Here is a 25,650-nt window from a genome sequence, read left to right as displayed (position 1 = left end):
GCTAAACTTCTCTTGGCTTGCTCGTAAGCTGCTCTCTTACTCTCAACGCCACATCCACGCTGGCAGAAGCGTGTGCCCCGTCATCGCCCGCAGGGTGAAATAGATAAACAACAGCAGAGCTAGGGATCCCACAGTTACTAGAGCTGCTGCCGTTGCGCTTTTGCGGTACAGGTTTACAAACGGCTGTAGGCCAGCCCAAATTCCCCCCAGCAAGACGGTAACGAAGTAGGTGGGGTAGCGGGAGACGTTCTCCACAAATTGATCTTCGAGTCGGCGAGGAGGCTGCGGCTGGGGCATAAGCAGAGGGCAACCCAACAACTTTCCCTCAGTCTGCCACAGATAGCGGTCTCTGTCCCCCGCCTCTGGAAGGGTGGGAACACCCAGGTTCAAGACTGCGAGAACCTAATATGGTAGGCGTTATCCTGCCTGCTTTGCCCAGCACAGCCACCCCCTTTCCAGACTGATGCAAGAATTGCCCTCTGATGCCTTCAATCGCGCCAGTGATCTGCCCAGGGATCAGACCCTGGCGTTGATGCGCGTTCAGGAGGCCCTGGATCAACTGGAGGCAGCGATTCTCAGCAGTCCCCGTTTGTTCTGGTCGCGCACTCTCATCGACGAAGAGAAGATCCTGGAGCAGTTGGACTTCATCCGCCTTAACCTGCCCACCGCTCTAGAGGAAGCTGAGGAAGTGCTGCGCCAGCGGGATCAAATCTTGGCTGAGGCCCATCGCTACGCCCAAGAGATCGTGGCCATGGCCCAGCGCCGGGCCGAGCAGCTTGTGAGCGAATCCACCATCCTCCGCCAGGCCCAAGCTCAGGCGGAACAGTTGTTGCGGCAAACCTACCAACAGAGCGAGGAGGTGTGGCGACAGACCCTCCAGGAGTCAGAGCGTCTCCAGCGGGAGGCCCACCGCTACGTGGATCAGGTTTTGCAGGATCTGGAGATGCGGCTACTGGAGTCGCTGCGGGTGATCCGCAACGGCCGACAAAGCCTGCAAACCTGAGCCCGCTCCTGACTAGCAGAAGGCGGCGCAAGCCCCAGCTTTAGGCCAGGCGGCGCTGCCGTGAGGGCTCAGCTTCCTGGGAAGTTATAAGCCGCAGGCGCTATGCAGCCTCTGGGTCAATGGGGAGTGTTCACCTGCCCGGGTTTTAAGTCATATTAAGAGTAGCATCCGGACTTCCCTACCCTACAAACCGGGGTAGCCAAGCCAAGCTTCCTCCGGCAAGACGAAGACAAGTCTTGGATGTGTGGCCCGGAACTCAAGGCGCTGGAGATTGCCGTGGCAGGCAAGGGATCTTGAGCTTTGGCGGCAGGCTGGCGCAGCTTTTCTTTGGCCGACTGAGAGCGTGTTTCCCTACTTCTCAGTGAGTGCCCCAGAACTGTACCCCTCGAGCCACCTTCCTCAGCGGGCTCTCTCCTCAGCCTGCGAGTTCTGGTTTTTGTCCCTTTTGGGAGTTCCTTAGTCGTCTAGGAGATTCTATGGCCATTGAACCGAAAGCTCGTAAGAACCGCGAAAGCGCTAAATCCCGTTCCCGCAGCCGTCGTCGAGAGTCAACCAAAGCAAGCAATTTGGACGCTAACCTCTCCCTGCCCAAGTTGATCCAAGAGAATGCGGTGCTCCAGTCGCGCAGTCAATTGTTGCTGATGTACAGTGACTTTCAAACCGAAATGCCCAACGATGGCAAGACAGGCGTTGGCACCTGGCTGCGAGCCCGCCTCAAAGAGCACGGCATGCCTAGCTTACTGCGTTTTGGCCCGCGTTCCTGCCCCCAGGTCTTCCGCCGCGATGAATTCTCCGAGTGGATGATGCTGGCTCTCAACACCCCCAGTTCCAAAAACGAGAACGCCTAGTAGAAGAAGCTGAGGCAGCAAACCTAGACTGCGCTAGCGGGTTGGGCTGGGGAAGCCTGGGCGGTTTGAATTTTCCCAGCTTGCCCGCTATTCCCGGGGCGCCCATTGAGGGAAGCGGGTGACCTAGGCTCCTTCTCCTCCTCTGCAAGCAGCAGCTCCCGGATCAGACGGGCTGCCAGGCGTTGCAGCCAGCGGGAGGCCAACTGCCGCCCCAGCTGTTGAGCTTCTGGTTTGGCGGCTACCTTGGCCACTAGAGGCAAAAGCTGCAGCGGCTGAAAGGCGGGGTTGCTGCTGAGAATTGACCACAGACGTTGCAGATGGGTTAGGCCATCTGCAGATCCGTTGCCTGAGTTGGAAAAGAGGATATCCACCAGCTGCTCTCGCAGGAAGGCTCCCCGCTCCGAAAAGAGGAAATCAACGGCTTTTTCTAGGGATCCCTGCAAGTCAAAGTCTTCGCTGTTGACGGCATTGCGCAGCAGATTTTCCAAGCGGTTCCAGCGAAATTGTCCCTGGCTAAACAGCAGCTCTCGCAGAGCTTCCCGCAGCTCTGGAGCGGGATCAGTTAGGAGCCGCTGGGCCACATAGGGATAGGCTACGCTCAAGACCTTGAAGTTGGGATCCAGACCGATGGCAATTCCCTCGAGGGTGAGCAGTGAGCGGATGATCAGAGCGTAGTAGGCAGGTACGCGAAAGGGAAAGTTGTACATCACCCCCGAGAGGCGATCGGTAATGCTTTTGAAATTCAGCTCGGCCACGGGCTTGCCTAGGGCCTCGGCGAAGACGTCCTCCAAGGCGGGGATGATGGGGGTGAGATCGGTGTCGGGATCTAGGAACTCCAGATCCACGTAGTCCTGGGCCAAGGCGGCAAAATCCCGGTTTACCAAGTGGACAATTGCCTTGATGAGGCCGTAGCGCTGGTGCGGCTGGATGGTGCTCATCATCCCAAAGTCGATGTAGGCCAGCCGCCCGTCGTACATAGCCAAGAGGTTGCCCGGATGGGGATCGGCATGGAAAAAGCCGTGCTCCAAGAGCTGCTTCAGAGAGCAGTTGACCCCGATCTCGATGAGGTGCTGCCCGTTTAGCCCGGCAGCGGCGATTTTGTCAAGCTGGGTCAGCTTGATGCCGTCGATCCACTCCATTGTCAGCACCTTGGTGCGGGTGTACTCCCAATAGATTTTGGGAGCGTAGATGGAGGGGTGGCGGTACAGCTCTAGGAAGCGCTCGGCGTTGCGGCCTTCCTGGGTGTAGTCCATCTCTTCGTACAGCCGCCCAGCAAACTCATCGACAATGCCCACCAGGTCGCTGCGGATGCGGCGGAAGGTGCGCTTGGCCCAGGCGGCTAGGCTGCGGATGATGTACATGTCCAGGGAAATGCGCCCGATCAAATCGGGCCGCTGCACCTTGACGGCAACTTTCTCTCCCGTGTGCAGATACGCCTGGTAAACCTGCCCCAGGCTGGCCGCGGCAACCGGTTCCGGGCCGATCTCGCGAAAGATCTGCTCTATTGGCTGGCCGATTTGCGCCTCGATGAGAGCAAAGGCAGTGGCATTGTCGAAGGGGGGCAGCTCATCCTGCAGCTTGGCCAGCTCTTCCAGAAAAAGGGGCGAGACCAGGTCGGGACGGGTGGAGAGGGCCTGGCCAATTTTGATGGCTGTCGGCCCCAATTCCGTGAGGATCTCCCGCAGCCGCGCCGCATGCTTGCGTCGGTTCTTCAGCTCTACCCCCCGCCAGCGATCCCACAAGACCCAGATCAACAGCCCCAAAAAGGGGGCAATCAACTGAAAAAGACGCCCCAGCACCAGATCCCAGCGCCCCCGATACTGCCTAGCCAACTCCTCTGGGTCATAACGCAGAGCCGGCTGCAAGGGCTGCTGCCCCGATCCAGGCAAAGGCTGCTCTGCCACCGCTGGCTGGGCTGCGGCCGCTGTCGACAGTGTTGCGCCCATAGAAGTCCCGACGGATCTCGTAACACATCTTAACTTGCTGGGTTGGCAAGCGGCTTGTGGGCTGGGGGGTTGATCTGGGGCGGACAAAGATATCCTGAAATAGGCACAGACTGGGCACAAAGTTTAAGCCGATGGGTTAGCCGCTAAGCCCGCGGGGCAGCCCACCAGGTCAGCATGGAAAGGCGGTCTTTTCTCCAAAAACTACTCCTAGCTGCTGCTGGCCTTGGTTTGTCTCCCGGCTGGCTAACCAGGCAGGCTAGGCGCTATGGACAAGCTCTAGCAGCCACCTCCCGCAAGTTGGCTCTTCTCATTGGCATTAACCGCTACCCTGGCGAGGGATCCCCGCTGCAGGGCTGTGTAACCGACGTAGAGCTGCAACGGGAGCTGCTGCTGTACCGCTTTGGCTTTGAACCGGCAGGCATTCTCGCCCTCACCGATGGAGCGGCTACGCCAAGCGCAGTCCAAGCGGCCTTTGCCGAGCACTTGGGGGGCCCAACTCAGGCGGCGGAAAAAATAGTGGTCGTGCAGTTTAGTGGCTACGGCCAGTGGCGGGCGGGATCGGCCCCGGATCAGTGGCAGCCGGCTTTGCTGTTGTCGGGCTCCGAAAGCCTGGCGGCCATGGAGCTGGAGCGCTTTTTCCAGCTTGTGCAAAACTTGGGCACGGCCCAGGTCACAACCATACTCGATTGCGGCTTTACCCACATCCCACCTGCCCTACGAGGCAACCTCCAACTGCGCTCCCGCCCACCTGTCCCGCCAGCAGCCTCCAAGGTGCTGGATCCCGGTCAGCCATCCTCTGCAGAAGGGCAGCAAGTTTGGCCCCCTCGGCCCAAAGGCTTGTTGATTGCTGCCACCACTCCCCAAGACTTGGCAGCGGAAGCTGCTTGGCCGGGATTTCATGCAGGAGTGCTCACCTACCTGCTGACCCAGTACCTGTGGGAGACCACGCCCCCTGCCCGCCTGCTAGTTGCTTTCAACCAGGTGGTCAGTCGGCGGGAGCTGGGCCTCTTTTCTTGTCAGCACCCTACCCTGGAGGGCAAAGAAATAGCTCGACAAGTCCCCCCCTACTTCCTCATTCCCTCCCAGACAGCGGCTAGCGGGGTCATCCAGGAGGTGAGGGGGAGCCGTGCTCAGGTGTGGCTAGGGGGGATCCCAGCGGCAGCCCTGTGTGGTCTCCAGCCGGGCACCCTTCTGGCTCCCCTTGTTGCTGATCCTGCTGCTCCAACGACGCCGCTTCTGATTCGTTCCCGCAGTGGGCTGTTGGCGCAGGTCCAAGCGGTCGGCGGGGAAGATCAGTTTCCCCCCGTAGGCACGCTGGTGCGAGAGCAGTTGCGCGCTCTCTCGAGCAGCCTCAAGCTCTTGGTGGGGTTAGAAGACAGCCTGGGCCGCGTTGAAAGAGTGGATCTGACCAACGCCATCGCCGGCTATAGCTGGATGGAGACGGCCAACCCGCGCGAGCGCCAGGTGGATTGCCTGCTGGGCCGCATCACCCCAGAGATGGCTGCCGCCTTTCAAGGGGACGCTCTGCCCAAGCGCCTGGAAGTCGGCAGCTACAGCCTCTTTTGGCCGGGGCGAGAGCTGCTTCTCAATTCCTGTGGCCCAGCGGGCGAAGCGGCAACTACGGCAGTGCAGCGGCTGGCCTCCCGTCTGGCCCATCTGCTGGCGGCCAAGCGCCTGCGGACCACCCTCAACGCTGCCATCTCGTCGCTGGGGGTGGTGGGGGAACTGTCCACCCGAGGTAAAACCCCCTCGTGGGCAGTGCGGCCTCCTCAAGGGGCCTCTGCTCCTGCTGAGCTGGGCATGCCTCGCTTCCTGCGCGGGGATCCCCTCTATCTCACGCTGCGCAACGAGGGCGAGCAGGATCTGTTCGGCTATCTGTTGATGGTCGATTCCAGCGGGCAACTGCACCTGCTGGCTCCGGTGCCCCAGGACAACCTTGCCCTGCCGCTGCGCCTAGAGGCTAGGGGCAGCCTGACCATACCACCCCCGCCTGAGATGGCCGTCCGTGAGCCGCGCTCCGTCCTCAACCCCGATTTGCTTACCTGCCACGCCCAGGGACTGACCGAGTTACTGTTTGTGGCCAGCACCCGTCCCCTCTCTGCTAGCCTGGAGGCCCTCAAGGCCATGGCCCGCCAGCAGGGGGTAACCCGTTCGCCGATGTTGCTGAGCAAGCCGCTGGAGTGGACGCAAATCCTTTTCGAGGAGTTGACTTACCGCGCTGAGGAGGGGGCCCCTGACTTGCGTTGGCTGGATCCGGCTCAATCGGTCACGCTTTCCCTTACTTATCTCTTGGTTTAGCTCAGCAGTAGAGCAAACAGGCCACAGAGAGCAATACCATCGAAAACCCCAGCCCCGCCAATGCTGAGGATGCCTGAGCAACTGCGCCGCAACACCTCTGGTAGGTGCAGCAGATCCGCTCCAATCACCGTGCCCAAAACCCCTCCGGCAAAAGCCACCGCCGGCGCCTGATCTCCAGCCCAGAACAGAGCGGCCAAAGCCGCTGTAGCCGGAGCCACCAGGGGATTCATCTGAATGCCGATCCCGGGCACTACGTGGGAAGCGTAGTAGCTAACCAAAGTTACCAGCGCCGCTACGGCTAGGATCAACAGCCCACTGGCCCGGCCAAATTGATACAGGGCCAAGAGCAGCGGGATCAGGCCCCCGCCCACGTTCAGGGCAACCACCGTCTCCTGAGAGAGCTTGGCCAACGGGATCCCCCAAAATTGCCGCATCCACAGGCTGGCCAGGTCTTCCACCAGAGTTACCTCGCACCTGACGCGGTAGAGGGGAATATTGACCGAGCTGCCCACCAGGATGGCCAGCAGCAGTAACAGGGCCCCATCTCGGGAAAAGCCCAACTTCCCTGCCGCCAGCGCTACCACATCCACTGCTAGCCCCAGCCAGAGGAAGGGCAATAGCAGTAGAAGCATTAAAAACAACAACAGTGAGACTGGCAGGTAGAACATGGCGGAGATTCCCTTTCCCCTATCCTATCAGGGCCCAAGCTGACTTCCCCAACCTTGGCCAGAAAAAAAGATCCCCACCTTTCACAAGTAAGCCTCAAGTAGGCTCTGTTAGACCGAAGATTTTATTGCGAATATTTTGAGCAATCTCGTAACCAGCACGCTGATCGCTAGGAGTCTTAGCTAGGGAAATTTGATAGCGGTTATCCCCGTGAAATCTAATCACAACATAATTTTTCTCTGAAACAACCTCAAAACCAAGCTTATGCAACTCTGCTTCATAACTATTATCGCACCATTTGCGGTAGTCTCTGAACAAATGATTTATATCTTCCCTAAGCCTTTGACGATAACTCTTACCTTCGTTTGCATGGTTATTCTGAATTAGGTCTTGGAGTATATGCTGGACTCTACTTCCCTTATGCACCTGATCGGCTGCTCTACTCAAGATCTCTAAGATAAAACTCTTGGCTTCTTCTCGATAAAAATCTCTTTCGCTTCTTGCTAAGACTATAGTATTAGTGTCGGCTTGCGCGAGATCCTCAATTCTCCGCCGAAGCTGTGCCCGCAGATGATCCAGTTCCGCTTGCTGACCTTGTAGCTGCTGCTCTTGTTTCTGAACTTGCTCAGACAAGTTCATGGCATTCTGCCGCCATTCTTGCCGCTCAGTTTCGAGCTGTTCTAGGAGCTTCTGATACTCTGCTAGATCAGTCTCAAGTCTCTGGAGCTTCTCTTCCCGCTGTTGGAGCTGGGTTCGGAGCTCATTCAGTTGATTTTCATAGCTACGTAGCTGCTGCTCCTTTTCTTCTATTTGCCGGGAGAGCTCCTCAATCTGCCGAGAGAGCCCCTCAATCTGGCTTCTCAAAGCTCGAGCCCGACTGCCGTGACGTTGGGCAACTTCCGCGGCTACCGCACTCCCAATTCCAGCGACTAGACCCACTCCCCCGGCCTTACTGAGTCGATCCAGGGGCGCGGCAGCTATACCAGCAGCGGCGAGGGCAGTAACGAGGTGAACATAGAAGGGCTTGCGTAAGTCCATTGAGAACCCCAGCTAGGCAGGAAGCTAGAGCTCAAGATATAGAGAACTCCACTTCCAGAAGAGGCGCTCTGAAGAATTGTTAAATTACGAAAAATTACGAAAAAGAGGCCCGCTGCTGCCTTTCCCCGAGGACTTGCAAGCCGTGATGCTCGTGTGCTGAATTAGCCTGTTTATTGAACAAGTTATGGGATCCCGGCCACTCCCGTTTGGCGGGCCGCTTGGATCACGGCGGCAGCTACCTGAGGAACCACCCGCCCATCGAAGACTGAGGGGATGATCCACTGGGGATCCAAGTCTTCAGGTGAAATCAAATTGGCGATGGCGTGGGCGGCAGCCAGGCACATCTCGGTGTTGATCTGCTGGGCGCGGCAGTCAAGAGCGCCGCGAAATACCCCCGGAAAGGCCAGCACGTTGTTGATCTGGTTGGGGTAGTCGCTCCGACCCGTAGCCATCACGGCGACTCGATCCGCCACTAGCTCGGGCTGGATCTCGGGCACTGGGTTGGCCAGGGCAAAGACGATGGGATCTGGCGCCATTGTCTCCACCATCTCCGGCGTCAGGGCATTGGCCACGCTTACCCCAATGAACACATCCGCTCCCACCAAAGCCTCTGCCAGGGATCCGCTCTCCTCAACGGCGATGGCTGCCTTTTCCGGGGTGAGGTCAGAGCGGGAGCGGCTGAGGATCCCTTGGCGGTCGCAGACAACAACATGGGTAGCCCCCGCCCGCTGCAGCAGGTGCGTCACGGCAATTCCAGCTGCCCCTGCACCGTTGATGACAATACGCACCTGGTCCAGGTTTTTTTTGACCACCTTCAAGGCATTCAGCAGAGCTGCTAGCACCACAATTGCCGTGCCGTGCTGATCGTCGTGAAACACGGGCAGGTTGAGGCGGGCTTTGAGCTGGGATTCAATAGCAAAGCAGCGGGGGGCGCTGATGTCTTCCAGGTTGAAGCCGCCAAACCCCGGCGCCAGGCGCACCACTGTCTCCACGATTTCTGCCACCTCCTGCGTGGCCAGGCAGAGCGGGAAAGCATCGATATCGGCAAAGCGCTTAAACAGGGCTGCTTTCCCCTCCATCACGGGCAAAGCGGCCTCCGGGCCGATGTTTCCCAGGCCCAGCACGGCACTGCCGTCGGTAACGATGCCCACACAGTTCCCCTTGATGGTGTACTCATAGACAGCGCTGGGATCGGCGGCAATCTCCAGCGCCACCCGGCCCACGCCCGGGGTATAGGCCATGGCCAGGTCAGCGGTGCTCTCCAGGGGGCTTTTGGCCACCACCTGCAACTTTCCCCCTCGATGCAGCTCAAAGGTGCGATCCACCACCCGTTCCACCTTCACATTCGGCAAAGAGGCAACGGCGGCCTGAATTTGCTGGGCGTGCTCGCTGCTAACGGCATCGACACAGATCTCCCGCACGGTTTCAGCAGCCGATTGGTGGATGAGGTCGATCCGGCTGAGGCTGCCGCCCACCTCGGCAATGGCTTGAGTGACACGGGCCAGGGCTCCGGGCCGGTTGGGCAGACGTAGGCGTAGGGCAATACTGTAGCTGGCGCTGGGAGTGAGCTGGGTCATAGTCAAACTGCCCTTAGCAGAGTCAAGAGGCTACCCCCGCCGCAGCACCCACGGGGGAGTAGAATTGAGAAGCGCAAGAGACTCTTTCGCGTTAGCCTTGACAACTTTCGATCCCGACCTCAACACCTTAGCCAATTGGTTGGAAGGCTACTACAGCAACCGCGCTCAGGCAATGGCGGAGCCGGTGTGGTTTGTGCCGGTAAGCCTTTGGTACGTGCGTCTGCCTCACCTGTTTCCCGAGGGAATTGGCTTTTTTACCGAGCAGTTTAACGAACACACACCGGGCCGATTCTACCGCAGCCGAGTGCTACAGCTGCTGGCGGATCCCTTGCGGATAGAAAACTACAAGTTGCGAGATCAAGCGGCTTGGGCAGGCGCCTCCCAGGATCCGCAGCGTTTAGCGCAGCTGTCACTCTCAGACCTCGAGCATTTGCCGGGCTGCCGTATTTTGGTCGAGAAACGCCCAGGCTGCTTTCACGGCGAGATGCTGCCAGGGGGAGCTTGCCGCCTCAACCCCGGCGACAGTACCTATATCCACATTGAGTTCGACCTCACAGCTCGGGAATTCATCAGCTGGGATCGCGGCTTCGACGCCACCACTGGTCAGCAAACTTGGGGATCCCGCGCTGGCCCCTACCGCTACCAGAAAGGGATCCCTCCCCGCCCATAGAAATAGATAGAGGGTAGGCTGGATTAGGGGAGCAAGAAAGGAAACAGGTCGCGAACTCCTTTGCGCAGCTTGAGTAGAAAGATCAGCCGTTCCACCTTTGGCGAAACTGATCCCATGGCGGGACGGGTTGCTAGCTCTGCCTGCAGCTTCTGTGCTTCGCTGGCAGTGAGGAGCTGGTTATCAACCGGCGAACGGGCACGCAGGTCAGGTTGAGCCCGCAACACCTCCTCGGGAATCTCGGAAGCTGGCGGCAATGACCAGGCTTGGCTACCCCAAAGCAGCAACAAGCCGCTGCAGCCACCCAGTCCCAGCCTCCAGAGCATCCGGCCGCTTCTCCTCGCGTTTAGCTGGCCATAGCTTCCGAGCGCTCCTGGATTACCCGGTCGACAATTCCATAGGCCTGGGCTTCTGTAGCCGAGAGGTAAAAGTCTCGCTCCACGTCCCGCTCAATTTTCTCCAGCGGCTGGCCGGTCATTTGCGACAGCAGCTCGTTCATGCGCCGTTTAACCCGCAGCGTTTCGCGGGCTCGAATTTCAATGTCGCTGGCTTGGCCTTGGATCATTCCCAGCGAAGGTTGGTGCAGCATGATGCGAGCGTGGGGCAGGGCAAAGCGTTTTCCCTTGGTGCCGGCAGCCAGCAAAAAGGCTGCCATTGAGGCCGCTTGGCCCACGCAAACCGTAACGATGTCCGGCTTGACGTGGTTCATGGTGTCATAAATGGCCATCCCTGCCGTCACAGAGCCGCCGGGGGAATTGATGTACATCACGATATCTTTTTGGGGGTCCTGGGAATTGAGGTAGAGCATTACCCCCACAATGGTATTGGCCAAGTTGTCGTCAATCGGCTCGCCAATAAACAAAATCCGCTCTTGGTAGAGGCGGTCATCGAGGCTAATCCATTGGGTGTAAGGATCGCCGGGCAAACGGTAGGGAACGCGAGGCACTCCAATTGGCATAGATGTCTCCTGGCAAAGTTTGAACCAGAATAGGGCGCTTGCCAAATTGCTCCCGCACTCAGGCTTAGCCAAGGCAAAACCCGCCACAGCCCAGTGCGGGTATTTCAAGGTTGACCCTTAGGTTTTGGCTGCTGCCAACTTTGGCAAGCCTTTGGAGCTGGTCAGCACCTGGTCAATGAGGCCATAGGCCTTAGCCTCTTCCGGGGTCATGAAAAACAGCCGCTCCGTGTCCTTTTTAATGCGCTCCACGGGCTGACCCGTGCTGCGGGAGAGTTCCTCCAGCATCATGTTGCGCAAGGTCAGGATCTCGCGGGTGCGAATTTCAATGTCGCTGGCCTGTCCACGGGCACCCCCATAGGGCTGATGCAGCACAATCGTGGCATTGGGCAAGCTAGCCCGAAACCCCTTAGCACCCGCTGCCAACAGCATGGCCGCCATGCCAACGGCAGTACCAATGCAGATAGTATGCACTGGCGGCTTGATGTAGTTCATGGTGTCCAGAATGGCAAAGGCTGCCGTGTCGTAGTTATAGGTGCCCGTTGAGTTGATGTACATCTTGATCGGCTTTTCCCGATCCTCGTACTGCAAGTACAGCAGCTGCTCAATGATTAGCTTGGTGACGTTGGCATTTGACTCTTCCGCCAGAGGTAAACCCAGGTAAACAATGCGCTCCTGGAGCAGCAGGGAAGCTAGATCCGGGGGAGGCGTCCGAACCGGAGCGCCACCGTAGTAATAGTAGGTAGATTGCACCATGCCAGAGTTCTCCTATAGCCAATCCCTTGTTAGTCAAGAACAAGGGATCCGGAAATAGCAGCGGATCCCTTGTCCAGTAACCAGCAACAGAAGAGCGTCCTGGCGACCTTACTCAGCTCCCTGCGGCAAGAGCACCCGATCTGACTGCGTGACTAGGACTTTGGGCTTGCGCTCCTCGTCCACGTCGATGAGCACCTCAGATCCCTCTTTGACGCGGCCAGTCAAGATCTCCTCTGCCAGCAGGTCTTCCAACAGGCGCTGGATGGCCCGGCGCAGGGGACGTGCCCCGTAGCTGGGGTTGTAGCCCTCCTCCACCAGCAGGTCTTTGAAGCGATCGCTGACCGTGAGGTGAATTTTCTTCTCCTTCATGCGGTCGAAGACTTCCTTGAGCAGGATGTCGGCGATCTGCTTCACCTCGTCCTTGGTCAGTTGCCGGAAGACGATGATCTCGTCCACCCGGTTGAGGAACTCGGGCCGGAAATACTGCTTCAGCTCTTCGTGCACCAGGTTGCGGATGCGGTTGTAGTTGGCCTCTTCCTCATTGGTGTTGAACTCAAAGCCAAGGCTGCCGCCGCCCTTCTCGATGACCTTGGAGCCAATGTTAGAGGTCATCACGATCAACGTGTTCTTGAAGTCCACCGTGCGACCTTTGGCATCTGTCAGGCGGCCATCTTCGAGAATCTGCAGCAGCAGGTTAAACACATCCGGGTGAGCTTTCTCAACCTCGTCAAAAAGCACCACCGTGTAGGGGCGGCGCCGCACCGCTTCGGTCAGCTGACCCCCCTCGTTGTAGCCGACGTAGCCGGGCGGGGATCCAATAAGCTTGCTGACCGTGTGCCGCTCCATGTACTCCGACATGTCAAGGCGGATCATGGCTGACTCGGAGCCGAAGAAGTAGGCGGCTAAGGCCTTGGTCAGCTCCGTTTTGCCCACCCCAGTTGGGCCGCAGAAGATGAAGCTGGCGATGGGGCGATTGGGATTTTTCAATCCCACGCGCGCGCGACGAATGGCGCGAGAGATAGCCCGCACAGCCTCATCTTGGCCGACAATGCGCTGGTGCAGGGTCTCCTCCATGTGGAGCAGCTTCTCCGACTCACTTTCGGTGAGCTTGGCCACCGGCACCCCTGTCCAAGCGCTCACCACCTGGGCCACATCTTCCTCCGTTACCTCTGGCAGCTCCGTGCGGCTGCTGTCCTCGGCTTTCTTGGCCGCTGCAATGGCGCGGATCTGCTGCCTAATCTCCATCTCCCGATCCCGCAGCTCACCGGCCCTGTCGAAGTCCTGGGCTCGCACTGCGGCATCCTTCTCCCTGAGAACCCGCCGCAGCTCCTGATCCAGCTCCCGCGCCGCTGGCGGCAGTTGGGAGTTGATCAAGCGCACTCGCGAAGCCGCTTCGTCGATGAGGTCAATGGCCTTGTCGGGCAAGAAGCGGTCGGAGATGTACTGGTCGGCCAGCTTGGCTGCCGCCTCCAGAGCCGCATCGGAGATCCTCAGCTTGTGGTGCTGCTCATAGCGCTCCCGCAGGCCATAGAGAATCTCAATGGTCTCAGCCACGCTCGGCTCGCCCACCATGATGGGCTGGAAGCGGCGCTCCAGAGCCGGATCTCGCTCAATGTGCTTGCGGTACTCATCCAGAGTGGTGGCCCCGATGCACTGTAGCTCGCCGCGAGCCAAAGCCGGCTTGAGGATGTTGGCAGCATCGATAGCACCCTCCGCCGCCCCCGCCCCAATCAGGGTATGCACCTCGTCGATGACCAGGATGATGTTGCCGGCGTTGCGGATCTCATCCATGATCTTCTTGAGGCGCTCTTCAAACTCGCCGCGGTACTTGGTGCCAGCCACCAACAGGCCGATGTCCAAGCTGATCACTCGCTTGTCGGCCAAGATGTCGGGCACATCGCCTTGCACAATGCGCTGGGCCAAACCTTCGGCAATGGCGGTTTTGCCAACCCCCGGCTCGCCGATGAGGACGGGGTTGTTCTTGGTGCGGCGGCCCAAGATTTGGATCACCCGCTCGATCTCCCGCGTCCGGCCTACCACTGGATCCAGCTTGCCTTCCTGAGCCAGTTGAGTCAGGTTGGTGCCAAATTCATCCAGGGTAGGTGTCTTAGTACGGCTAGAGGAGCCACCGCCTGCCGTTACTTCGGCGGTTTCGCCCAGCATGCGGATGACTTGGGTGCGCACCTTGGACAAATCCACCCCCAGGTTTTCCAGAACGCGGGCGGCTACTCCCTCCCCTTCTCGGATCAGGCCCAGGAGTAGGTGCTCCGTGCCAATGTAGTTGTGGCCAAGCTGGCGCGCCTCTTCTAAGGAGAGCTCCAGCACTCGCTTGGCGCGAGGAGTAAAGGGGATCTCAACAGCCACAAAGCCGGATCCCCGACCGATAATTTTCTCAACCTCAATTCTGGCGTCTTTTAAGTTGACCCCCATAGATTTGAGGACTTTGGCGGCGATCCCCGTGCCCTCGCCAATGAGCCCCAGCAAAATTTGCTCAGTGCCAACGAAATTGTGACCTAACCGCCTGGCCTCCTCCTGGGCCAGCATGATCACCTTGATGGCCTTTTCTGTAAAGCGTTCAAACATGATCCTCGAGCTCCCTACGCCTGCATCAAGGCGGACCTGATAGGCCTGATCCTAACACAGGATTCAGGCCAGCTAAGGGACAGCGAACACCCCAGACGAAAAATCATCTGGGACTGGAACGCGCCTGGAGAGATTTGAACTCCCGACCGCGTGGTCCGTAGCCACGTGCTCTAGTCCACTGAGCTACAGGCGCAAGAGGGGTAGACTAGACTATCTGGCTGTCATCTACTGATGGACATCCCTAAACATGGCTTACACATTGTAGCACAAGAGCATCTCTTGATATCCGCCACCATTCAAGAAGGCCCTGCCCAGGAGGGGGGGTACCCTTGAATGGCTCAGTCGTCCGAGGGTTCTATCTCGGGATCCAAGCTCTTGGCGGTAAGGCGCAGGGCCTCTGCCTGCTCCATCACCCGTGGCGCTTGCACTGCCGCCTCAACCCCTTGCCGATAGCTCTCCCACAGGGGCATTTCCGGGTAGGTCTGCTGCAATTCCTTGATCTGATCCAGCAGAGCCTCTAGCCAGCCAGACGTACCCCAGGTGAGCAAAAACTGCAGGGGATTCCAGAGGTTGAGCTGCCGCCCCAACTCGTTGAGGCTTTCGTTGCGAAGGGGCGGGTCGAAGATGTCGGCCACCGTCATCAACTGGCGCCCCAGTAGTGGCCTGAGGGTTGTCTCAGCAGCCTCCACAACGGCGGGAAGGGCGGCTTGGATGCGCTCGGGACTGGGAATGTGCCGGGCCTGGGGCAAAGCTTGCAGCAGCAGCTCCAGGCGTCGTTCAGCTTCTGCCGACTCTAAAGCCGCTTCTAGGGTTGTGCCCACACTGAGAAACACTTCCCCCGTCAACAGCCGCACAGCGTCGATAACCAGGTGATACAGGGGAGGGATCACCAGCTTGATCCATTCGCTTTGGAAAAACTCCCGCAGCCGTCGCGCCAGATAGTCCCCCACCTGCGTGGTTTGGATCCCCAGTTGGGTGAGGGAGAGGTACCAGTCGGGGGGGGATCCTTTGGGATCGAGCCACTGGCGAAGGGTTTGCCACTCCTCTTCGGTGAGGGCAGTTCGCCCCTGCTTTAAGACGCTGCGCCGCAGCTTGCCCTCGGCATTCAAGAGCTTGCGCAGCTCCGGCGTGCCCAGCAGAGAGAGGGCCCCTGCCGATCCCACGCTGCCGATCTCGACGGCAATGAGGGCGGCCAAGAGGGCGGCTGAGGCTTTCACCTGGATCTCGCCGCTTTTGTCCACCACCAGAGGTAGGCGGCTATTGCCATAGGCCCGCAGGCTCATCGCCTCCAAGGTGGAGCGTTGCTCAGCGGTTAAGGCCCCTGCCCAAGAAGGGATGCCGTTGGTTTCTGCCCCAGAATAGGCCTGGTCCTGCAGGCTGTGATACAGCAGGCTGGCCACCCAGGCGCGGTCGGCGGCCCGTTCCAGAGAGCCAATGACCACCTCCCATTGGCGGGGGCTGAGCAGAGGCAAAAGCGCTTGCAGGTCTTGCTGGAGCGGCTCTGGAGAGCTGGTGGCTCTCGCTTTGTCTAAGGTTGCCTGCAGCCGATCCCTCGCCTCGCGGCACAGGCCGCCCCACTCCAGTTGCAAACGAGCTAGGGTTTGCTGCAGGGTTTCTTCAGAGCGCCGGGGCAGCTCCTGCCAGCCCGCTTCCAGTTGCCGCCACAGCCCCTCCCAGTTCAGGTCCCCCGCCCTACCGGATGAAGGTGGAGAGTTCGCCGGCGCGGCGGGCCTGTTGGGATCAAGATTGGGGGAGAAGAGGTTAGGCATGGGCAAACTGGGCCGCAGGGGAATTACCGGCATTATAGCTAGGGGTAAAAGGCAAGCTGCGGTAAGCCCAAGGTTTCCGGCCACCCCATCATTAGGTTGAGGCATTGCACCGCCTGCCCGGCCTGTCCCTTCATGAGGTTGTCGATTACCGACAGGACAATGACTCGGTTGGTGCGGGTATCCACTTCCACCCCGATCATGCAGGTGTTGGTGCCGGCAACCCACTTGGTTTGCGGGTAAACGCCGCGGGGCAGCACCTTGACCCAGGGGGATTGGCGATAGAAGGCGTTGTAGATGGTGATGAGATCTTCGCCCACGAGGCCGGGATCCCGCAGGTTGGCGTACAAGGTGACGTGGATACCCCGCACCATCGGCACGAGGTGGGGCGTAAATTGTACAGTGATGGGGGTGTGGGTGAGGTCACTGCAGGCCTGCTCGATCTCGGGCGTGTGCCGGTGTTGGGCCACGCCATAGGCCCCCAGAGAGCCATCTACCTCGGCAAATAGGGATCCCAGCTTGGGGGTGCGGCCCGCGCCAGAGACGCCGGACTTGGCATCGAAAATAAGGCTGTCCAGCTCCACCAACCCCTGGCGCAGCAGGGGGGCAACCGCCAACAGGGAGGCGGTGGGGTAGCATCCGGGGCAGGCTACCAGTTGGGCTTGGGCAATGGCCTCCCGGTAGAGTTCTGGCAGCCCGTAGACCGCTTGCTCGTTGGCCTGGCGATAGGCAGGGCTGGGCCAGTTGGGATCCGTCTGCCCCAGGCGATACCAGGATTGGTAGGTGGCCAGGTTGCGAAAGCGATAGTCTGCCGAGAGATCTAGAACTTTGCACCCTTTGGCTAGCAAAGGCGGCGCCAAGTCTGCTGCCAGGCCATTGGGCAGAGAGAGGAAGACAACGTCGCTGCTGGCGGCAATGGCCTCCACATCTACCGGCTGGATGGTCAAATCCACCGCTTGGGCCAGGTGAGGGTAGAGATCCCCGTAGCGTTTGCCGGCGCTGTCTTGACCGGCCAGGTAGGTGATCTGCACGCCGGGATGCTCGCTGAGCAGCCGCACCAACTGCACCCCTCCATAGCCGGAGGCCCCGACGATGGCGACGCGGACAGGATTGGTGGGAGGAAGAGAGTGAGGCGCCGTAGTGGCCATGGGGGCTGCCTGTGCAGAATTGCAAAACTGACGGTTTGCCTTACTATTTATCGCATTTGCCGCTGCCTTGGTTGAACTCACCTGCTCTGTTGGGCTCAGTGTTGCCTGAGCCGGGAGTTATACTGGGCTCACGCGAGCCGCCCAAGCCTCGGCAGCCGCCTTGGCTGTTGAGGTCTTGCCCAGGGATGTTCCCTACCTCGTCGGGAAGTGTTGTATGTACTACGAACAATTGATCAACATGATCCTGTGAGCCCGCGGCCAAAGCAGCTGTCACGGCCTGGATCAGGAAACGTTGACCCTCTACTCCGAAGGCCCCTACACCCTCTACAAGCTCACCTCCCATTTCGACCGCCGCTCCATTTTTGTTTTGGCCCAAAACCAGCAGGAGGTGTTTGTCTCCGGAGATGCGTTTCACAGCAAGTTGATCCCGGGAGAATGGCAGGAGTGGCTGCACCAGAAGGCTTTGGCTGTTGCCGCCGAGACACCCCAGGCCAGCTAGCCGGCGAGGGCCAAAACGCCGGGCTGAACCTGCCGGGGCACCACTGAGAGCCGATCCAACTCCGCACAATAGGCCAGGTCGCTGTCGCTTTCAGGGCTAATGGCCAGTAGCCGCTGCCCATGGCTGGAGCGCCGCAACAGGCCCAGGAGATTGTCTTGCCAAGTTTGGTAGAGGGCCAGGGCGGCCACCGCCTCGTCGTTGCCCAACTGCTCCTCCGAACAGCCCAGGCGATGCAGAATGGCTCCGGCACAGGCGGTGTCTTCCAAAGCAAAAGCCCCCTCCCAGCCAGCTCCCACCAGCCACACCTCGGCAAAAGCTCCTTGCCTGAGAAACTCCACCACTGCTCCCAAGTTCACCAGGGCTGCTGTGATCAACACCGGGATCCCTTCTAAGCGCTGAAGGGTGCGGGTGCCGTTGGTGGTGCTCATGAAGATACGCTTGTCCCGCACACGCTCCGGCGTATACTCGCGGGGGGAGTTGCCTAGGTCAAAGCCCGCCACCGTTTTGCCGCCTCGCTCGCCGGCCAAGAGCCGTTTGGAGGCCGGCCAGCTCTGGCTGGTCGCTTGCAAGGGCTGTAAATCGGCAAACACCTGCACGGCCTCTGCCCCTGCGGCCAGGGCTGTGGCAATGGTGGTGGTGGCCCGCAGCACATCAATGGCCACCGCGCAGGCCGGGATCCCTGACGAGGGGACTTGCTCAGGGGTGTGGAAGTGGAAAAATCGCATGAGAGAAGGATCCACCGAGAGCTTATTAGAACTCACGCCGGGCAAACACCAGCGCCGTCAAAATGAGCAGCAAAACGGTGTAGATCAGGCCGTAAAGCGCATCGCCAAGAAGCTGGGTGGGCGGGGGAATTTGTCCGTAAACGGCAGCATCTCTTAGGTTAAAGCGCTCCAGATCTGGCAAGACTAAGTAGATTACCTCGAACACCTTGCCGAAGCCTGTGTCTTCCACTAGCTTGCTTAACTGCAGCAGGGCACGGCTCGTGTGGCCCATAATGAACAGGGCAATGGTGTAGAGGGTAGCCAAAATCGGGGAGGTAAAAACCCCAAACAGCAGCGCTGCTGCCACAATCAGCACCAGTTCCAAAAAGGTAAAAACTGTTGCCCAGAGAACGGCCCAGGGGGAAATGGGGGCCTGCACCACCCGCAGGCTGAGCAAAAAGACAGCCGTCATCATTGCTAGCAGCACCGACAGCAAAGCCGACAGGCCCAGATGCTTGCCGACAATAAACTCCGCCCGGCTCATGGGTTTGGCAATCAGCACGTAGACCGTGCGCCTCTCGATCTCTTTATTTACCAGCCCCGTGCCGACGAAAATGGCCACCACCAGCAACAGGAAGTGGATGGCGGCCAGACCCAAATCGGCAATGATCTTGTTGTGGGCCTGGTTGGCTACCTGGGGAATCAAAACGATGGCCCCCAGCATGGCCACCGCAAACACCATCACCAGATAAAGAACGCGATCCCGAATGGTTTCCCGAAAAACATTCTGGGCAATGGCCACGACACGCCCTGCATCCATAGGCTGGCCTCAAGCGAGCGACAACCGGCTATACACTTGTAGCAGCCCAGCTTCATTCTATGCAGTTCCAGGCTCAGATTCAGATCCACCTGCGCCCCTCGGTACTGGATCCTGCCGGGGCTGCTCTCCAGGCTAGCCTGCATCAGCTAGGGCATACCCAGGTGCAGGGAGTGCGCATTGGCAGACACATCCAACTGCGGCTAGAGGCCCCTGACGCCGAAACTGCCCGAGAGCAGGTGAGCAAGCTGTGCGAGCAACTGCTGGCCAATCCAGTAATCGAGACCTATCAAATCCAAGTGGAGCCTCTAGAGGGCTGATCTCTCACCAAGAAGCTCTCTCGCTCCAGCCCTCACTGCTTTTGCCTTCGCCCCAAGGGATCCCCATGGCCAAGGTAAGGTTTGGCATTGTTGTTTTTCCTGGCTCCAATTGTGACCGCGACGTAGCCTGGGTAACCCGCGGCCTCTTAGGCTGTCCGACGCGACTCATCTGGCACCGGGAAACCGATTTGTCAGGGCTGGATGTGGTGGTGCTGCCGGGGGGATTCAGCTACGGAGATTACCTGCGGGCGGGCGCGTTGGCCCGTTTTGCGCCGGTAATGGGGTCTCTAGCCGAGCACGTAGCCCGGGGGGGCTATGTCTTGGGCATTTGCAATGGCTTCCAGATCCTGACAGAGGCGGGCTTGCTGCCAGGGGCGCTGCTGCGCAACGCTAATCTGCACTTTATCTGCGACCGAGTGAGGATCCGCGTGGAGCGGCCAGATCTGCCCTGGACAAGCGCCTACCCCCCGTCCGCCCTTGTAACCCTGCCGATTGCCCATGGAGAAGGACGCTACGTCTGCGAGGCCGACACCCTGAAGCAGCTGCAAGATGGGGGTCAGATTGTCTTCCGCTACGATCCCGTTGCCCCCAACGGCTCGGTGGATAACGTCGCCGGCATTTGCGATCCCAGCGGTCGCATCCTCGGCTTGATGCCTCACCCAGAACGCGCTGCCGACCCCGATTTGCCAGGCCAGGATGGGATCCCTTTTTGGCAGTCGATTGTGCAAAGCCTGTCCAGCTAGCCCTGCTGAGCCTGAGCCAATACCTGGCGCACTTGGTTCACCATCTCCTCGTGATCCACGACTGGCTTGGCAATGTAGCCATCGGCCCCACTCTGGGCCAAAAAAGTCTCCCGGTCGCCCCGCATGGCGTGGGCCGTTACCAAGAGGATGGGAATGGAGCTGGTGCGGGGATCCCCCTTAAGCAGCTGGGCAATGCGGATCCCGTCCACTGCCTCGCCGCGAAAGGTGCTCTGGGCGAGGGAGACATCTAGCAAAATGACGTCTACTTCACGGGCTTGGGCCAGCTGCAGAATCTGCTCCACATCCTGGCTGTGAAGAACCTCAAACCCACCCCGTCGCTGCAGCACCTTCTCGAATACGCGGGCATTGGCCGGATCATCCTCTACCAGTAGCACCTTTGCCATCGTTCCCCTGGGCTCTAGAGCCCAGCTAGCACCAACCCCAAGCAATTGTAGCGATCCCCAGGCTAGTCTCGGGGCAACTGCCCTTGCCCAGGGATCCAGGCAATTGTTTGCGCGGCCTCCTAGCCTCAGACCCTACTAGCGTGGCGGACCCAACTGGTGGGGCTTACTTCTTAGGGATCTTGGGAGTTTCGCGAAAAGCAACAGCAAAAAACAGAAGGCCTAACGTCAAAAACAGGATAAAGGTGTAGGTGATGGTTTCCATAACAACCTCCCATGGACTCTCTAGAGCCGCCAGCACCCCATTCCCAAAGAGAACCGAGTGCCGACGGCTAGGAACCAAGAAAGCTCTAGGCTTCTTGCACCTTGCGGGTGGTGGGATCCCCCACTTTTTGGAAGACGCCGAATTCCACCATCTCCTCACTCATGTTCGGGTCAATGCCAGCGAACACGTCGCGGAAGAGGGTACGGGCGCCGTGCCAAATGTGGCCGAAGAAAAATAGCAGGGCAAAGACAGCGTGGGCAAAGGTAAACCACCCGCGGGGGCTGGTGTGGAAGGTGCCATCGGCCTTGGGCGTTTCACGGTCAAACTCGAAGAGCCGACCCAACTGGGCCATGCGGGCATACTTCTTAACCGTTGGCGGGTCCGTAAACACCTGCCCGTCCAACTTGCCGCCGTAAAACTCCACCGTCACGCCCACTTGCTCAAAGCTGTAGCGCGACTCGGCCTGGCGGAAGGGAATGTCAGCCCGCACTACGCCATCGGCATCTCGCAGGATGACGGGAAACGTCTCAAAGAAGGTGGGCATGCGCTGCACCGTCAGCTCCCGCCCCTCGCGATCCCGGAACACTGGGTGGCCCAACCATTCGATGGCAATGCCATCCCCTTTGTTCATGGGGCCAGCCCGGAATAGGCCACCCTTGGCTGGGTTGTTGCCCACGTAATCGTAGAAGAGTAAGGACTTAGGCAGAGAGTTGTAGGCTTCGCTGAGGGTCATCCCAGCTTCCACGGCAGCATTGACGCGCCGGTTAATTTCCTGGTTGAAGTAGCCGGAATCCCATTGGTAGCGGGTGGGGCCAAACAGCTCGACAGGTGTGGTGGCGCTGCCATACCACATTGTTCCAGCTACCACAAAGCCAGCAAAGAATACTGCTGCCAGCGAGCTGGAGAGCACGCTCTCTATATTCCCCATGCGCAGAGCCTTGTAGAGGCGTTGGGGTGGACGAACCGTAATGTGGAACAAGCCGGCAATGATGCCGACGATGCCCGCGGCAATGTGGTGGGCCACCACCCCGCCAGCATTGTAGGGGTTAAACCCGGCTGGCCCCCACTCCGGCGCCACCGGCTGCACATGCCCTGTTGTGGCATAGGGATCGCTCACCCACATCCCTGGGCCAAAGACGCCCGTCAGGTGAAACGCGCCAAAGCCAAAGCAGAGAATCCCCGCCAGGAGCAGGTGGATCCCAAAGATTTTCGGCAAGTCCAAGGCTGGCTCACCGGTACGGGGGTCCCGGAACAGCTCCAGATCCCAGTACACCCAGTGCCAGCAGGCAGCCAAAAAGAGCAACCCCGATAGAACGATGTGGGCAGCGGCTACCCCCTCAAACGTCCAGAAGCCTGGGTTGGCAACGCTCTCGCCATAGATGTTCCATCCACCCCATGAGTTGACCACTCCCAGGCGCACCATAAACGGCATGACAAACATGCCCTGGCGCCACATTGGATTCAAGACCGGATCCGATGGGTCGAAGATGGCTGCTTCGTACAGGGCCATCGATCCGGCCCAACCCGCCACCAGGGCAGTGTGCATTAGGTGTACCGCAATGAGGCGGCCTGGATCGTTGAGTACAACAGTGTGGACCCGATACCACGGTAGTCCCATAAAGCTCGATCCTCCACGTTTTCAACACTTGGGCAATATCCAGTCAAAAAGCGAAGTCGACACCCCCCTAGGTTCTGACCTGAGCAGTCCCTTCTGGTTTGAGGGGTGCCATGCCTACCTAACCTAAGGGCACACCCACTGAGAGTATTGCCGGCAGAATTTCCCTCCCAGAGATCAGACAGTATAACGAAGCGCAACCGACCTGAGTGGCTTCAGGCGGGATGCCCCTCATATTTGGCACCATCTTCCCCGATCCCTGGCCAAAGATTAAAAACATGACTTAAAATGTAACAATACTTAGCAACATCGCTCTTTCTTGGCTCAGTTCGAGCGAGGTTCTTTGGCAGAGCTATGGCAACGATTCGGTTTGTGAACGAGAACCGGGAGGTCGTCGTCGCAGAGGGGTCGAACCTGCGCCTGAAGGCGCTGGAGAACCAGATTGACCTCTATAAGATGGTGGCCAAGCTGCTAAACTGCGGCGGCAACGGCCAGTGTGGCACCTGTGTGGTGGAGATTGTCGAGGGGGCTGAAAACCTCTCGCCACGCACAGAGGCAGAAAACCGCAAACTCAGGCGCAAGCCTGAGACCTATCGCCTCGCCTGCCAGACTAAGGTGCTGGGGGATGTTGGGGTGAGAACCAAGCCCTAGGGCTGGCTGGGTCGTTTGGGCAAGGTGCACCTGAGAATGGTATGCTAGCTGCCAGTTGGATTTGCGGCGTGCGGAGCGATGGAGACAAACTACCTGGGCATCTTGGCCACTCTTTTGCTTATCTTGGTACCTTCCATCTTTCTAGTAATCCTATACGTGCAGACTTCTAGCAAGTCGGAAAGCTAGTCGAGCAAGCTCTGGTTGCTCAGGGCAGGCAAAGGCCCTAGTAGGGCTGGCGGAAACCTAACTGGCAGTAGCCCCCAAAACTCGGCAGGGACTTCTACAGGGGGCTCTTTGCTTTTTGCAACAGAATGCAGCTGCGGCTGAAGTGGCCTGCAGGCGGGATCCCTTAGGTGGGCCTTCCTGACTTCCCAGCGTTTTTTTGGCGGATAGACCTAAGTCTACGGTCTTCATCGGAAAACTTGACTTTTGTCTATCCTAGTTTGCCACTAGGATGCCTCTTAAGATTTTTTACAGAATCTCAGCCAGCGATGGGCTCAGGCGAGATCCCGGGTCGGAAGGAGGATTATGAGCTTGAACGGGCTGGTTACAACCGCATGGTTAATTCCCCTCTATGCGCTGGTGGGGTGGGGGGGAGCGCTGATCTGGTCCCCAGGAATCACCCGCCGCACTGGCCCTCGACCGGCGGGCTACCTAAATGCGCTGCTGACGTTGGTAGCGTTTCTGCACAGTGTGGGGGCGCTGGTGGCGATTTGGGATCAGCCGGCGCAGGTGATTCGGCTGCCCTGGCTGCAGGTGGGGGATCTGGTGGTGGAGCTGCCGCTAGAGGTCTCTTCGGTAACGCTGGGGGCCTGCGCTGTGGTGACGGGGCTGAACCTGGTGGCCCAGATCTACGGCTTTGGCTACATGGAAATGGACTGGGGCTGGGCGCGCTTCTTCTCCCTGCTGGGCCTGTTTGAGGGGGGAACGTGCGCCTTGGCCATGTGTGGCTCTCTGTTTTTTAGCTACGTCATCTTGGAGATTTTGACCCTGGGCACCTACCTATTGGTGGGCTTTTGGTATAACCAGCCGCTGGTGGTCACCGGGGCGCGAGATGCCTTCTTAACCAAGCGCATCGGCGACCTCTTGCTCTTGATGGGGGTTATTGCCATTTATCCCCTGACGGGATCTTGGGAGTTTGAGGACTTGGCGGCCTGGGCAAAGGCGGTGCAGGCAGGAGCCATCTCTGTGGACCCAACTTTGCTCGCGCTGGCAGGGCTGGGCTTGCTGGCTGGACCTGCGGGCAAGTGTGCTCAGTTCCCCCTGCACCTGTGGCTGGATGAGGCGATGGAGGGGCCGATCCCTGCCACAATCTTGCGCAACGCCGTGGTGGTGGGCACAGGGGCCTGGGTGTTGATCCGCCTGCAGCCGCTCTATGCTCTTTCCCCAACGGTGTTGCGGGTGATGCTGGTAATTGGGGGGCTGACGGCAGTGGGGGGAGCCTTTGTGGCCCTGGCTCAAATTGACGCCAAGCGGGCCTTGTCCTACCTGGTGAGCGCCTACATGGGCTTGATCTTTGTAGCAGTGGGCACCGGCCATGTCCAGCAAGCGTATCAGTTGCTGCTTACCTATGCGCCGGCGATGGCTTTGCTGGTGATGGCGCTGGGCATGGTGATCTGGAACAGCATTACCCAGGATCTGCGTTATCTAGGGGGCTTGTGGTCGCGGCGACCCATCTCAGGTCTGTGCTTTTTGACGGGGATGGCCGGAATCTTTGCTTTGCCTCCCTTTGGCTCCTTCTGGGTGCTGACGGATCTGTGGCAGCAGTTGGTGCAGTCAGGGCAGGGGCTGGCGGCAACAGTTGTGCTGGTTACCAACGCGGTGACGGCACTGGGCCTAACCCGGGTATTCGGCCTTGTTTGGGGGGGTAAGCCACAGCAGATGAGCGAGCGCTCGCCAGAAGTGCATTGGCCGATGATGCTGCCCAGCACGGTCATGATGGGGGTGGTTCTGCACATAACCATGATCCTGGCGGCGCTGGGTTTGACGCCCACGCTGGAAGGGATCCCTGTTGCCCTGATGGCCGCATCCAGCCTTGTAGGCATGGGTTTGGGGGCAGTGCTCTACCTGCCGCGGGAGCGGCGGCCGGTGGACTGGGCTTTCTTGGCCGACTGGCAGGACCTACTGGCCAACGACTTCTACACTCCCAAGCTCTACCGAGCCAGTGTGGTGTTTGTGGTGCGCATCATCTCTGAGGTCACGGCGCTCTTTGACCGCTACGTGGTGGATGGCCTGGTGAATTTGACCAGTTTGGCGGTGCTGGCAGGCGGCCAAGTCCTGAAGTACACCACCTCCGGCCAGTTGCAGGCCTATGTGCTGACAATTGTGGTGGGGGTGGCCCTGCTGGGTTGGTGGTTCTCTAGGCTTGGGTAGGTCGAGGGGGT

26 protein-coding genes and 1 tRNA gene are annotated in these 25,650 nt (G+C 59.3%); 10 read left to right on the top strand and 17 right to left on the bottom strand.

Annotation, left to right across the window (positions count from 1 at the left end; all coding sequences use genetic code 11):
- Positions 1-42 precede the first annotated feature (42 nt).
- Complete coding sequence (locus NW804_RS04185; protein WP_414409795.1) at positions 43-297, bottom strand: DUF751 family protein; 255 nt, start codon at positions 295-297, stop codon at positions 43-45.
- A 166-nt stretch (positions 298-463) separates the two neighbouring features.
- On the opposite strand from NW804_RS04185, the gene NW804_RS04180 reads away from it, so the two are divergent.
- Positions 464-1,003, top strand: a complete 540-nt coding sequence (locus NW804_RS04180) for a hypothetical protein (RefSeq protein ID WP_414409794.1) — start codon at positions 464-466, stop codon at positions 1,001-1,003.
- A 476-nt stretch (positions 1,004-1,479) separates the two neighbouring features.
- Positions 1,480-1,851 (top strand): hypothetical protein, encoded by a 372-nt coding sequence (locus NW804_RS04175; RefSeq protein ID WP_414409793.1) that lies wholly within the window; start codon positions 1,480-1,482, stop codon positions 1,849-1,851.
- A gap of 23 nt (positions 1,852-1,874) precedes the next feature.
- Here the strand turns inward: NW804_RS04175 and NW804_RS04170 are convergent, their stop codons facing one another.
- Complete coding sequence (locus NW804_RS04170; protein ID WP_414422927.1) at positions 1,875-3,797, bottom strand: ABC1 kinase family protein; 1,923 nt, start codon at positions 3,795-3,797, stop codon at positions 1,875-1,877.
- Between the two features lie 297 nt (positions 3,798-4,094).
- On the opposite strand from NW804_RS04170, the gene NW804_RS04165 reads away from it, so the two are divergent.
- Entirely contained in the window at positions 4,095-6,095 is a 2,001-nt protein-coding gene (locus tag NW804_RS04165) for a caspase family protein (RefSeq protein WP_414422926.1), read from the top strand.
- Here the strand turns inward: NW804_RS04165 and NW804_RS04160 are convergent.
- From NW804_RS04160 to NW804_RS04150, 3 genes are all read right to left on the bottom strand, one after another.
- Entirely contained in the window at positions 6,092-6,763 is a 672-nt protein-coding gene (locus tag NW804_RS04160; protein ID WP_414422925.1) for a DUF1614 domain-containing protein, read from the bottom strand. The two genes, NW804_RS04165 and NW804_RS04160, sit on opposite strands and share 4 nt — an antisense overlap.
- A gap of 94 nt (positions 6,764-6,857) precedes the next feature.
- Positions 6,858-7,799, bottom strand: coding sequence for a hypothetical protein (locus NW804_RS04155; RefSeq protein WP_414422924.1), 942 nt, complete (start codon positions 7,797-7,799; stop codon positions 6,858-6,860).
- A gap of 182 nt (positions 7,800-7,981) precedes the next feature.
- On the bottom strand, positions 7,982-9,376 hold the full coding sequence (locus NW804_RS04150; RefSeq protein WP_414422923.1) for a malic enzyme-like NAD(P)-binding protein: 1,395 nt from the start codon (positions 9,374-9,376) through the stop codon (positions 7,982-7,984).
- A gap of 97 nt (positions 9,377-9,473) precedes the next feature.
- Between NW804_RS04150 and NW804_RS04145 the strand changes: the two genes are divergently transcribed.
- Entirely contained in the window at positions 9,474-10,046 is a 573-nt protein-coding gene (locus tag NW804_RS04145; RefSeq protein WP_414420766.1) for a chromophore lyase CpcT/CpeT, read from the top strand.
- A 23-nt stretch (positions 10,047-10,069) separates the two neighbouring features.
- Here the strand turns inward: NW804_RS04145 and NW804_RS04140 are convergent, their stop codons facing one another.
- The 7 genes from NW804_RS04140 to argC all read right to left on the bottom strand — a co-directional run bounded on the left by NW804_RS04140 (position 10,070) and on the right by argC (position 17,251).
- Positions 10,070-10,369 carry a hypothetical protein gene (locus NW804_RS04140; RefSeq protein WP_414422922.1) on the bottom strand — a complete coding sequence of 100 codons (300 nt, stop codon included), beginning with the start codon at positions 10,367-10,369 and terminating at the stop codon, positions 10,070-10,072.
- Positions 10,370-10,389: 20 nt separating this feature from the next.
- Positions 10,390-11,001, bottom strand: a complete 612-nt coding sequence (locus NW804_RS04135; RefSeq protein WP_414394862.1) for an ATP-dependent Clp protease proteolytic subunit — start codon at positions 10,999-11,001, stop codon at positions 10,390-10,392.
- A 117-nt stretch (positions 11,002-11,118) separates the two neighbouring features.
- Positions 11,119-11,754 carry an ATP-dependent Clp protease proteolytic subunit gene (locus tag NW804_RS04130; protein WP_414394863.1) on the bottom strand — a complete coding sequence of 212 codons (636 nt, stop codon included), beginning with the start codon at positions 11,752-11,754 and terminating at the stop codon, positions 11,119-11,121.
- Between the two features lie 108 nt (positions 11,755-11,862).
- Complete coding sequence (locus tag NW804_RS04125) at positions 11,863-14,337, bottom strand: ATP-dependent Clp protease ATP-binding subunit (RefSeq protein ID WP_414394865.1); 2,475 nt, start codon at positions 14,335-14,337, stop codon at positions 11,863-11,865.
- Between the two features lie 119 nt (positions 14,338-14,456).
- Positions 14,457-14,530 (bottom strand) — tRNA-Arg (locus NW804_RS04120).
- 145 nt (positions 14,531-14,675) lie between these two features.
- Complete coding sequence (locus tag NW804_RS04115) at positions 14,676-16,139, bottom strand: hypothetical protein (RefSeq protein ID WP_414422921.1); 1,464 nt, start codon at positions 16,137-16,139, stop codon at positions 14,676-14,678.
- 5 nt (positions 16,140-16,144) lie between these two features.
- Positions 16,145-17,251, bottom strand: a complete 1,107-nt coding sequence (gene argC, locus NW804_RS04110; RefSeq protein ID WP_414394868.1) for an N-acetyl-gamma-glutamyl-phosphate reductase — start codon at positions 17,249-17,251, stop codon at positions 16,145-16,147.
- Positions 17,252-17,543: 292 nt separating this feature from the next.
- Here argC and NW804_RS04105 point away from each other — a divergent pair, with 292 nt between their 5' ends.
- Positions 17,544-17,750 (top strand): hypothetical protein, encoded by a 207-nt coding sequence (locus tag NW804_RS04105; protein ID WP_414422920.1) that lies wholly within the window; start codon positions 17,544-17,546, stop codon positions 17,748-17,750.
- Here NW804_RS04105 and NW804_RS04100 read toward each other — a convergent pair.
- Positions 17,747-18,475, bottom strand: a complete 729-nt coding sequence (locus NW804_RS04100; protein WP_414422940.1) for a 2-phosphosulfolactate phosphatase family protein — start codon at positions 18,473-18,475, stop codon at positions 17,747-17,749. The genes NW804_RS04105 and NW804_RS04100 overlap by 4 nt on opposite strands.
- A 25-nt stretch (positions 18,476-18,500) precedes the next feature.
- Positions 18,501-19,274 (bottom strand): ABC transporter permease, encoded by a 774-nt coding sequence (locus NW804_RS04095; RefSeq protein WP_414394872.1) that lies wholly within the window; start codon positions 19,272-19,274, stop codon positions 18,501-18,503.
- A gap of 59 nt (positions 19,275-19,333) precedes the next feature.
- Between NW804_RS04095 and purS the strand changes: the two genes are divergently transcribed.
- Both purS and purQ read left to right on the top strand, forming a co-directional pair.
- A complete protein-coding gene (gene purS / locus NW804_RS04090) occupies positions 19,334-19,591 on the top strand; it encodes a phosphoribosylformylglycinamidine synthase subunit PurS (protein WP_414394874.1) in 258 nt (85 codons plus the stop codon).
- Positions 19,592-19,656: 65 nt separating this feature from the next.
- Positions 19,657-20,334, top strand: coding sequence for a phosphoribosylformylglycinamidine synthase subunit PurQ (gene purQ / locus NW804_RS04085; RefSeq protein WP_414422919.1), 678 nt, complete (start codon positions 19,657-19,659; stop codon positions 20,332-20,334).
- Here purQ and NW804_RS04080 read toward each other — a convergent pair.
- From NW804_RS04080 to psbB, 3 genes are all read right to left on the bottom strand, one after another.
- Positions 20,331-20,738, bottom strand: coding sequence for a response regulator (locus tag NW804_RS04080; RefSeq protein ID WP_414420773.1), 408 nt, complete (start codon positions 20,736-20,738; stop codon positions 20,331-20,333). The genes purQ and NW804_RS04080 overlap by 4 nt on opposite strands.
- A 163-nt stretch (positions 20,739-20,901) precedes the next feature.
- Complete coding sequence (locus NW804_RS04075) at positions 20,902-21,000, bottom strand: photosystem II reaction center protein T (RefSeq protein WP_414405288.1); 99 nt, start codon at positions 20,998-21,000, stop codon at positions 20,902-20,904.
- 85 nt (positions 21,001-21,085) lie between these two features.
- The gene (psbB, locus tag NW804_RS04070; RefSeq protein WP_414409778.1) at positions 21,086-22,618 is read right to left on the bottom strand and encodes a photosystem II chlorophyll-binding protein CP47; all 1,533 of its coding nucleotides are present in this window, start codon (positions 22,616-22,618) and stop codon (positions 21,086-21,088) included.
- Positions 22,619-22,969: 351 nt separating this feature from the next.
- Between psbB and NW804_RS04065 the strand changes: the two genes are divergently transcribed.
- The 3 genes from NW804_RS04065 (at position 22,970) to NW804_RS04055 (ending at position 25,639) form a co-directional block, all read left to right on the top strand.
- Positions 22,970-23,266: a 2Fe-2S iron-sulfur cluster-binding protein gene (locus NW804_RS04065; RefSeq protein ID WP_414422918.1), complete on the top strand. Its 297-nt coding sequence runs from the start codon at positions 22,970-22,972 to the stop codon at positions 23,264-23,266.
- 78 nt (positions 23,267-23,344) lie between these two features.
- Positions 23,345-23,452: a photosystem II reaction center protein PsbM gene (gene psbM, locus NW804_RS04060; RefSeq protein WP_414394884.1), complete on the top strand. Its 108-nt coding sequence runs from the start codon at positions 23,345-23,347 to the stop codon at positions 23,450-23,452.
- A 342-nt stretch (positions 23,453-23,794) separates the two neighbouring features.
- Positions 23,795-25,639, top strand: a complete 1,845-nt coding sequence (locus NW804_RS04055) for an NAD(P)H-quinone oxidoreductase subunit F (RefSeq protein ID WP_414422917.1) — start codon at positions 23,795-23,797, stop codon at positions 25,637-25,639.
- The last annotated feature ends 11 nt before the right edge of the window (positions 25,640-25,650 follow it).

It is taken from the genome of Synechococcus sp. WC10meta (assembly GCF_047461475.1).
This window is presented reverse-complemented; position numbering and strand designations above follow the sequence as displayed.